The sequence below is a fragment of the Serratia marcescens genome, assembly GCF_001902635.1.
Classification (GTDB): Bacteria; Pseudomonadota; Gammaproteobacteria; order Enterobacterales; family Enterobacteriaceae; genus Serratia; species Serratia marcescens_F.
Genome location: NZ_MJAO01000028.1, coordinates 48,567 through 55,581 on the forward strand (window position 1 = coordinate 48,567; position 7,015 = coordinate 55,581).

Sequence of the window (7,015 nt, forward strand, 5' to 3'; positions counted from 1 at the left end):
CCATTCACGGAGGGTATATGCGCGCCACGGATCCTGCGCATCGACACGACAGGCTGGCACTCAGGTTGTCAGTTATTATTAGCCGGCTTTTGGCCGGTGAATCCCTTTCACTGAAAGCGCTGTCCGACGAGTTTGGCGTATCTGAACGCACCCTTCGCCGAGATTTTCATCAGCGTCTGCTGCATCTGGATCTCACCGGCGATAACGGCTGCTGGCGGTTACGAACAAACCCGATGCGCGATCATACTCCTGGTGCGCTGGCGTTTGCCCGCAACACCGGAATAGCCCGCCTCATTCCCTCACAGAGCCGTCAGCTGATGCAGCTGTTGATGGATGAAAATGGCACATCTCCATGCCTGATAGGCCATGTACAGCAGCCCGCGGGGATCCTCCCGGACTGCTTTCAGCGGCTTGCCGAAGGGATTTACCACCACCGTCTGGTCAGCCTGTTGGTTAAGGGGATTCGTCACGACCACCTTGAGCCCTACCGGCTGATTTTCTCACATGCAGACTGGTATCTGGTGGGCAGTCAGTATGGTGCGATACGGGTATTCAGGGTTGAGGAGGTAACGTCGGTCTCCTTGTCTGAACGCTCTTTTCACCGGCGCAGTGAAACCAGCGCACTCATTGTAGACGCGGATTTCATCAATGCCCTTCCGCATTTCCACTTTATCAGCAACGTCATTCATACCTTCCGGGAGCATTCTCCCGAACCTCAGACCAGACCAAAAGGAGTTAAAACATGAAACACGGTACAGCCCTGCTGCTGGGCGCAGGAATGATGCTGGCATCGCTGTCGGCCGTAAATGCCGCTACGCCCGACGCACTTATACAGGCACACCACCAGCGCTGCGGTAAGCCCGTCTTCTATGCGCAGACCGTTAACCACAAAAAGGAGGTTGAGATTTGCATCATCACTCCGTCGGTATCGTATTCATTCGGGAAGACGGGCGCAGAGCATAAGGAAATGGACATTACCATTCCGACGCATGACGCCAGTTACGCCTACCAAAGCAATCAGGTCATCAGCATCCAGACGTTCACCGTCCGCAACGGCAACACCACGTACCAGATAGCTGCCGGAACGAACGATGAAGGTCAACCGTTCGCGTCCCTGGAGGTTTACAAAGGTACCCCGGAAAGCGGGAAGCAATTGGCAGAAATAAAGCTCGATCCGAATACGGTGGTGAACAACATCAGCCACGCACTTGCGGAAGAAGGTGTGGCGGAATCGGACAGCCTCTGAGCAGAGGCGTTTTAACGAATGGATATTCACACAATGATTAACAGGCAATTAAAAATGACGATGGCTTCACGGGGCATATTACTGGTCGTCATGCTGCTGGCAGCGCTGGCCCTGAGCGGCTGCGGTGACAAGAACGAACGAGAGTTTATCCGGGCTTGTAAGTCCGGTGGCGGAACCACCGCTATTTGCGGCTGTACCTGGGATAAGCTGAAGACGAAATACACCCACGGGGAACTGGAGAAAATGAACCAGCAGTACGGCTATGTACCCCCGCGTTTTATGGACAACATGCTGAGCGCCGCTCAGCAGTGCAGAAAATAAGGACTGAACAGAATGCCGCTAGTTATTAAATATTTCGCAATTGCCTTCGGCATCGCGCTTGTGGTCGTCCTGTTTAACGTGTTCGGTAACACGGGCGAAATCCGCAGTTTCGGGCAGGGGATGGGGTATCTGTTCTGGATGACGCTCGGTCCCGGTGCCGGTATGACCATCGGCGCGTTCCTGCGCCAGTGGCTGATGCCGGACAGCATCTATACCACTGGCGGAATGGGCGGCCTGTTAAAAGCCCGGCTGTTCTGGCTTGCGGGTCCTCAGTGTATCGGCTGGCTGGCCGGTCTGATGATGGTTGGCAAACAGCTGATGTAGTGTCTTACGCGAATAAATTCACCTCAATACCATACAAGAATGGCAATAAATTTAAATATCTTTCAGAAAGGAAAGACCCTCATGTTTAAACATCTACTGACCGCCGTGCTGCTCATCACCAGCGTCTCTGCCCTGGCCGATAATGCGCCTCTGTCCGTAAATTCACAGGGAACGTATCTGATTAATAATCCGAATCTTCCCGTCTGGCAGCTCACCCTGACCAGTCTGGAAAACGACATCACCATTCAGTCGCTCACACTCAACCGGGGCAACTGCCTGATTTCCATCGCAGGCCGAGGTAAGAACATGAATAAACGTCTGGGTTACGGGCAGACGTTCTCTTTCACCACACCGAGTAACAGTAACTTCACCCAATGTCGTCCACTGGAGCTGACGGTACAGACCAGCAAGGGACCGTACACCTTTAACTGGCAGTAAGGGGCTACTGCTTTTTCTGCACTCAATATTTGAATTCATTCTCTGATAAGGAAATTATCCCATGACCGACATCAATACCCTCAGCCAGCGGCTGAATACCCGTACGCTGCATTTTGTCCTGCTCAGCATGGCCACCTGCGGCGTCTGGCCCCTGCTCTGGCTCTACAAAAATCAGGATATCATCAGCGAAACCACGGGCTGCCCGCTTTACGGCAATCTGTTTATTACCTGGCTCACCGTTTGTTTCGGGCTCAGTCGTCAGCTGGGTGCCATGGCAACACCTGACCCGTACGGATATGACTCAACCGGCGAGCTCCTGCTTGCAGTCAGCGGACTGCTCTCAGTGGCCAGTGCCGTTATGTATGTGGTCTGGGCCTTTAAGGCCAGAACGGCGCTGCGTCACTATGCGCTGAACGCGTTCCGCTTTGACCTTAAGATGAACGCCTTTTATACCGTGCTGTTTAACGTCTTCTACATCACGTACTGCATCAATGACATGCAGCAGGCGCTGGCGAAGCATCAGATTATTCACGGCACTACCGTAACATCGAATGAACCTGTTTCGGCCGTGGCAGAACATACGAACCAGCCCTGACGACTGCCACAACACAGGTATTAGACACCACCAACGCCCTGCTCATCCGAGCGGGGCGTTTTCTTTTGTCTCACAGAAAGGAAATTACCATGCGCTTAGCAAGCCGCTTCGGGCGGACAAACCAGATACGCCGTGACCGTCCATTAACCCGCGATGAACTGGCGCACTATGTGCCCAGCGTCTTCAGCGAAGAAAAACATGAATCCCGCAGCGCGCGGTACACCTACATCCCGACCATCACCCTGCTGGATAACCTGCAGCGGGAAGGGTTCCAGCCGTTCTTTGCCTGCCAGACCCGCGTGCGCAACCTGAATAAACGCGGCCACACAAAGCACATGCTGCGCCTCAGGCGTGAAGGCCAGATTACCGGCAAACAGGTCCCCGAAATCATCCTGCTGAACAGCCATGACGGCTCCAGCTCATACCAGATGCTGCCGGGGCTGTTTCGCTTTGTCTGCCAGAACGGGCTTGTCTGTGGCGAAACCTTTGGTGAGGTGCGCGTGCCACATAAAGGCAATGTGGTGGAGAAAGTTATTGAAGGGGCTTATGAGGTGCTGGGGATATTTGACCGGGTTGAAGAAAATCGGGATGCGATGCAGTCGCTGTTACTCCCGCCACCGGCACAGCAGGCATTTGCCAGAGCCGCGCTGACGTACCGCTTTGGGGAAGAGTACCAGCCGGTAACGGAAGCACAGATACTGACGCCCCGTCGCTATGAAGACCGTCATGACGACCTGTGGTCAGTTTTCAATCGTTGCCAGGAGAACCTGCTGAAAGGGGGTCTGCCAGGACGTACCGCCAAAGGTAAACGCAGCCATACCCGCGCGGTTAGAGGCATAGATGGCGACGTTAAGCTCAATCGCGCCCTCTGGGTAATGGCGCAAGAACTGCAGCAGGCGCTGAGCTGATGCCACCGCTGCCTGAGAACGCCCACCAGGCCCCCCCTTTATCCGACCGCCCTGGAAAACAATCCCTGCAGCCGCTCCATCTCTGACGACGACCTCTGCGCCTGGTGCTCTCACCTTCTTTATCGCCCCGGTGAACGCAGCCTGTGCAGCTTAAGCATCACTGAGGGGAGCTGGCCGTCACGCTGTGATGAGAATGGCTATGCGCAGCCCTGTCCGTCACTTCGCTTCAACAATCCATCTGAATAACAAAGGAAATTACATGAACAACGCTCTTAAACTCACTGGCACGGTGACAAAATTACTCGCATCACCACAAGATACAGACAGCATCGTGTGCACGCCAGTGCCCGATGCGCATCGCATCGGCTTCTGGCCGCAGTACTTTGGTGCCATCCCACAGTGGATAACCCTGGAGCCACATATCTTCGCCTGGATGGATCGTCTTTGCGCTGATTACAGCGGTGGAATCTGGCGTTTTTATACGCTGAACAACGGCGGTGCTTTTATGGCCCCGGAAGCGAATGAGGATATCGATGAAAAATGGACACTGTTCAATCCGATGAATGGCAACAGTGCAGAGATGAGCGTAGAGGCCGCGGGCATAGCAGCCTGTCTGATGGCTTACAGCCACCACGCCATGCGCACCGAATGCGACGCCATGACGGAGCACTACTACCGTCTGCGTGACCAGGCGCTCAACCACGCGGAATGCAGCGCCATCATGTACATCGTCGACTAGCCAGCTATAACACATGAATTTCGACAGCCACAATGTCATAATGCTGGACAAGTTTACAGACCAACTCTTTACACAAAGAGTAGAACCAGTGCTGTGAAAGCAAACAACTATTAAATTGAGAGTAGTACTTAAAAATGAACCAGAGCACACAAGATCTATTTGAAATACATGAAATTGCGGATTGCTCTCAGGACAAAGAAAACGGAATGGTTAATGGGATACTTCTCATAGGGGACGCTTTAACCAAACTAAAGCAACTACCTGAAAAATCAGTTAAATGCTGTATCACATCCCCTCCGTATTGGGGGTTAAGGGATTATGGTATTGAGGGGCAAATTGGTGCTGAAGTAAGCCTTAATGACTTCCTTGATAAGTTAGTTGAGGTCTTCAGGGAAGTTCGTCGGGTTCTGACTGATGATGGTACATTTTGGTTAAATATTGGCGACAGCTTCACCAGTGGAGGGAGAACCTGGCGTCAAAGCGATAAAAAAAATGCGGCAAGGGGAATGGATTACCGCCCTCCGACCCCCCCAGGCTTAAAGCCCAAAGATCTGATCGGTGTCCCCTGGCGTCTAGCATTTAAACTTCAGGATGATGGCTGGTATCTGAGAACTGATATTGTCTGGCATAAGCCAAATGGACAGCCTGAGTCAGTTAAAGACCGCCCAACCAGAGTTCATGAATTCGTTTTCATGTTCTCCAAGCAAGAAAAATATTTTTATGATATTGACAGTGTCCAGGAGCCTAGTGCGGATGGTAAAACAAGGAGAAGACGTTCTGTCTGGAATATTAATACCAAAGGTTTTAAAGGTGCTCATTTTGCTGTATTTCCACCAGAACTCGTCAAAGTTTGCATGCTTGCCGGAAGTGCCAAAGGTGATACGGTACTAGATCCCTTTTTGGGATCAGGAACCGTAGGTGTAGTAGCTGAAGAGCTTGGAAGAAATTGGATTGGTATTGAGCTCAATGAAGAATATGCGCAGATAGCCAAGAGCCGTATTAAGACCGTTTGAATGTCCATGTGGCTCTGACATGGCAAAATTTCTTATCTAAGTGCTTGATTTGCAATTTTCTCTCAGAGCCGCCATCAAAATAGAGACTGAATTTTACTCTACCATTTTCATCGTAAATAGTGCAGTAGCCAGGCATAGGATTTTGCCTGCTATTTTCGCATAAAGTAAATACACCAATCCTCGACTCGAGGAGTAAACTTTTCGGAACTTCAACCAACTCATAATAATTATTTTCTTTAATTATTTTAAAACGCAAAGAAAATATTCTTTCGTAATTTTCCATATGGTCAAACATTCGTTGTCTCAATCCATGCAAAGAATCGATTGATGCAGTCCACTCTCCTTTACCTAGTTCCATGAATTTTGAAATATGGAGCGAATCCATCTTTAGCTGCTTATCTGCTTGTGTTTTTAGTGACCAAGGATGGCCATCAACTTGTATATCATTTCCAGGATTTCCTCTAACAGCTAAAGAAGATTCAAAACCACATTGATTTAAAACACGAACCATTGCATGTTCAAATTTATCTTTCGTGAATGCTTCGGAAGATAAAGCATGATGTACAAGCAATAAACCCGCAAAATGATGAGCAAAGTCATCATTAAAAGGAGGTGTGTTATCAACTGTAACTACCACTTCAGTCTGTAAAATTGTCGCAATATCAACAAGAAGTTGCAGATACCCGTCATCAAGAGGTTGGATCAACGAACCAATTTGCCGCTTCAAAATTTCACCAGTATCCATTTTTTATCTGTTCCCAACTTTATCCAAACAAGAATCTGCCCCCTAATAATTTACCACAATAAACCCACTAAAAATAAAGGAATATAATGAAAAAACATAACGATAGTTCGACTCAAACACCGTCGTCAGAGGAACAACGGGTTATCAGACAGGCATTATCTCTCCTTGAACGTCAACTACGCGAACCCGGGGCGTCATTTACTTCCAGCCATGCCGTCCGGGACTGGTTACGCCTGCAGTTTGCCACACAGGAGCGCGAAGAATTTACCGCGCTCTTCCTCGATAACCAACACCGGCTGATTGCGCATGAAACTCTCTTCACCGGCACCATCAATCATACGCAGGTCCATCCACGGGAGGTGGTGAAGGCTGCACTGAAACATAACGCTGCCGCCATGCTCGTGGCGCACTGTCACCCGTCAGGGCACGCAGAGCCCAGCGATGCGGACAGACGGATCACAGAACGTCTTAAGCAGACGCTGGATCTGGTGGACATTCGCCTGCTGGATCACCTGATAGTGGGCGGGATGGAGATTGTCTCACTCGCTGAACGCGGCTGGCTGTAGGGAGGTCGCCGGAATGAAAATCATTAGCAAACGTCAGGCTATGGCGATTTACCGCCAGCATCCACAGTCCCGGTTATTTCGCTTCTGCACCGGCAAATACTCATGGTCCGGCAGTATCTT

Annotated in this window: 12 protein-coding genes; 11 read left to right on the top strand and 1 reads right to left on the bottom strand. The window is 50.6% G+C overall.

The window, feature by feature from the left end:
* Positions 1 to 17: 17 nt before the first annotated feature.
* The 9 genes from BHU62_RS21485 to BHU62_RS21530 all read left to right on the top strand — a co-directional run bounded on the left by BHU62_RS21485 (position 18) and on the right by BHU62_RS21530 (position 5,584).
* Positions 18 to 746 carry a helix-turn-helix transcriptional regulator gene (locus tag BHU62_RS21485; protein ID WP_073534472.1) on the top strand — a complete coding sequence of 243 codons (729 nt, stop codon included), beginning with the start codon at positions 18 to 20 and terminating at the stop codon, positions 744 to 746.
* Positions 743 to 1,246: a hypothetical protein gene (locus BHU62_RS25460; RefSeq protein WP_236720700.1), complete on the top strand. Its 504-nt coding sequence runs from the start codon at positions 743 to 745 to the stop codon at positions 1,244 to 1,246. Before BHU62_RS21485 ends, BHU62_RS25460 begins: the two co-directional genes overlap by 4 nt.
* 18 nt (positions 1,247 to 1,264) lie before the next feature.
* Positions 1,265 to 1,567: a hypothetical protein gene (locus BHU62_RS21495; protein ID WP_078062097.1), complete on the top strand. Its 303-nt coding sequence runs from the start codon at positions 1,265 to 1,267 to the stop codon at positions 1,565 to 1,567.
* Positions 1,568 to 1,579: 12 nt separating this feature from the next.
* Entirely contained in the window at positions 1,580 to 1,891 is a 312-nt protein-coding gene (locus BHU62_RS21500; protein WP_073534473.1) for a hypothetical protein, read from the top strand.
* 81 nt (positions 1,892 to 1,972) lie between these two features.
* Positions 1,973 to 2,329, top strand: a complete 357-nt coding sequence (locus BHU62_RS21505) for a hypothetical protein (protein ID WP_236720701.1) — start codon at positions 1,973 to 1,975, stop codon at positions 2,327 to 2,329.
* Between the two features lie 61 nt (positions 2,330 to 2,390).
* Complete coding sequence (locus BHU62_RS21510; RefSeq protein ID WP_073534475.1) at positions 2,391 to 2,924, top strand: DUF4234 domain-containing protein; 534 nt, start codon at positions 2,391 to 2,393, stop codon at positions 2,922 to 2,924.
* Between the two features lie 89 nt (positions 2,925 to 3,013).
* Entirely contained in the window at positions 3,014 to 3,832 is an 819-nt protein-coding gene (locus BHU62_RS21515; RefSeq protein ID WP_073534476.1) for a DUF932 domain-containing protein, read from the top strand.
* Between the two features lie 259 nt (positions 3,833 to 4,091).
* Positions 4,092 to 4,571 (top strand): antirestriction protein, encoded by a 480-nt coding sequence (locus BHU62_RS21525; RefSeq protein ID WP_073534477.1) that lies wholly within the window; start codon positions 4,092 to 4,094, stop codon positions 4,569 to 4,571.
* 206 nt (positions 4,572 to 4,777) lie between these two features.
* Positions 4,778 to 5,584: a DNA-methyltransferase gene (locus BHU62_RS21530; protein WP_073534487.1), complete on the top strand. Its 807-nt coding sequence runs from the start codon at positions 4,778 to 4,780 to the stop codon at positions 5,582 to 5,584.
* Here the strand turns inward: BHU62_RS21530 and BHU62_RS25095 are convergent.
* On the bottom strand, positions 5,571 to 6,329 hold the full coding sequence (locus BHU62_RS25095; protein ID WP_073534478.1) for a hypothetical protein: 759 nt from the start codon (positions 6,327 to 6,329) through the stop codon (positions 5,571 to 5,573). The genes BHU62_RS21530 and BHU62_RS25095 overlap by 14 nt on opposite strands.
* Positions 6,330 to 6,415: 86 nt before the next feature.
* Here BHU62_RS25095 and radC point away from each other — a divergent pair, with 86 nt between their 5' ends.
* Both radC and BHU62_RS21545 read left to right on the top strand, forming a co-directional pair.
* Positions 6,416 to 6,895, top strand: coding sequence for a RadC family protein (radC, locus tag BHU62_RS21540; protein WP_073534479.1), 480 nt, complete (start codon positions 6,416 to 6,418; stop codon positions 6,893 to 6,895).
* 13 nt (positions 6,896 to 6,908) lie between these two features.
* Positions 6,909 to 7,015 (top strand): DUF987 family protein (locus tag BHU62_RS21545; RefSeq protein ID WP_139282313.1); only part of this gene is annotated, 107 nt, incomplete at its 3' end.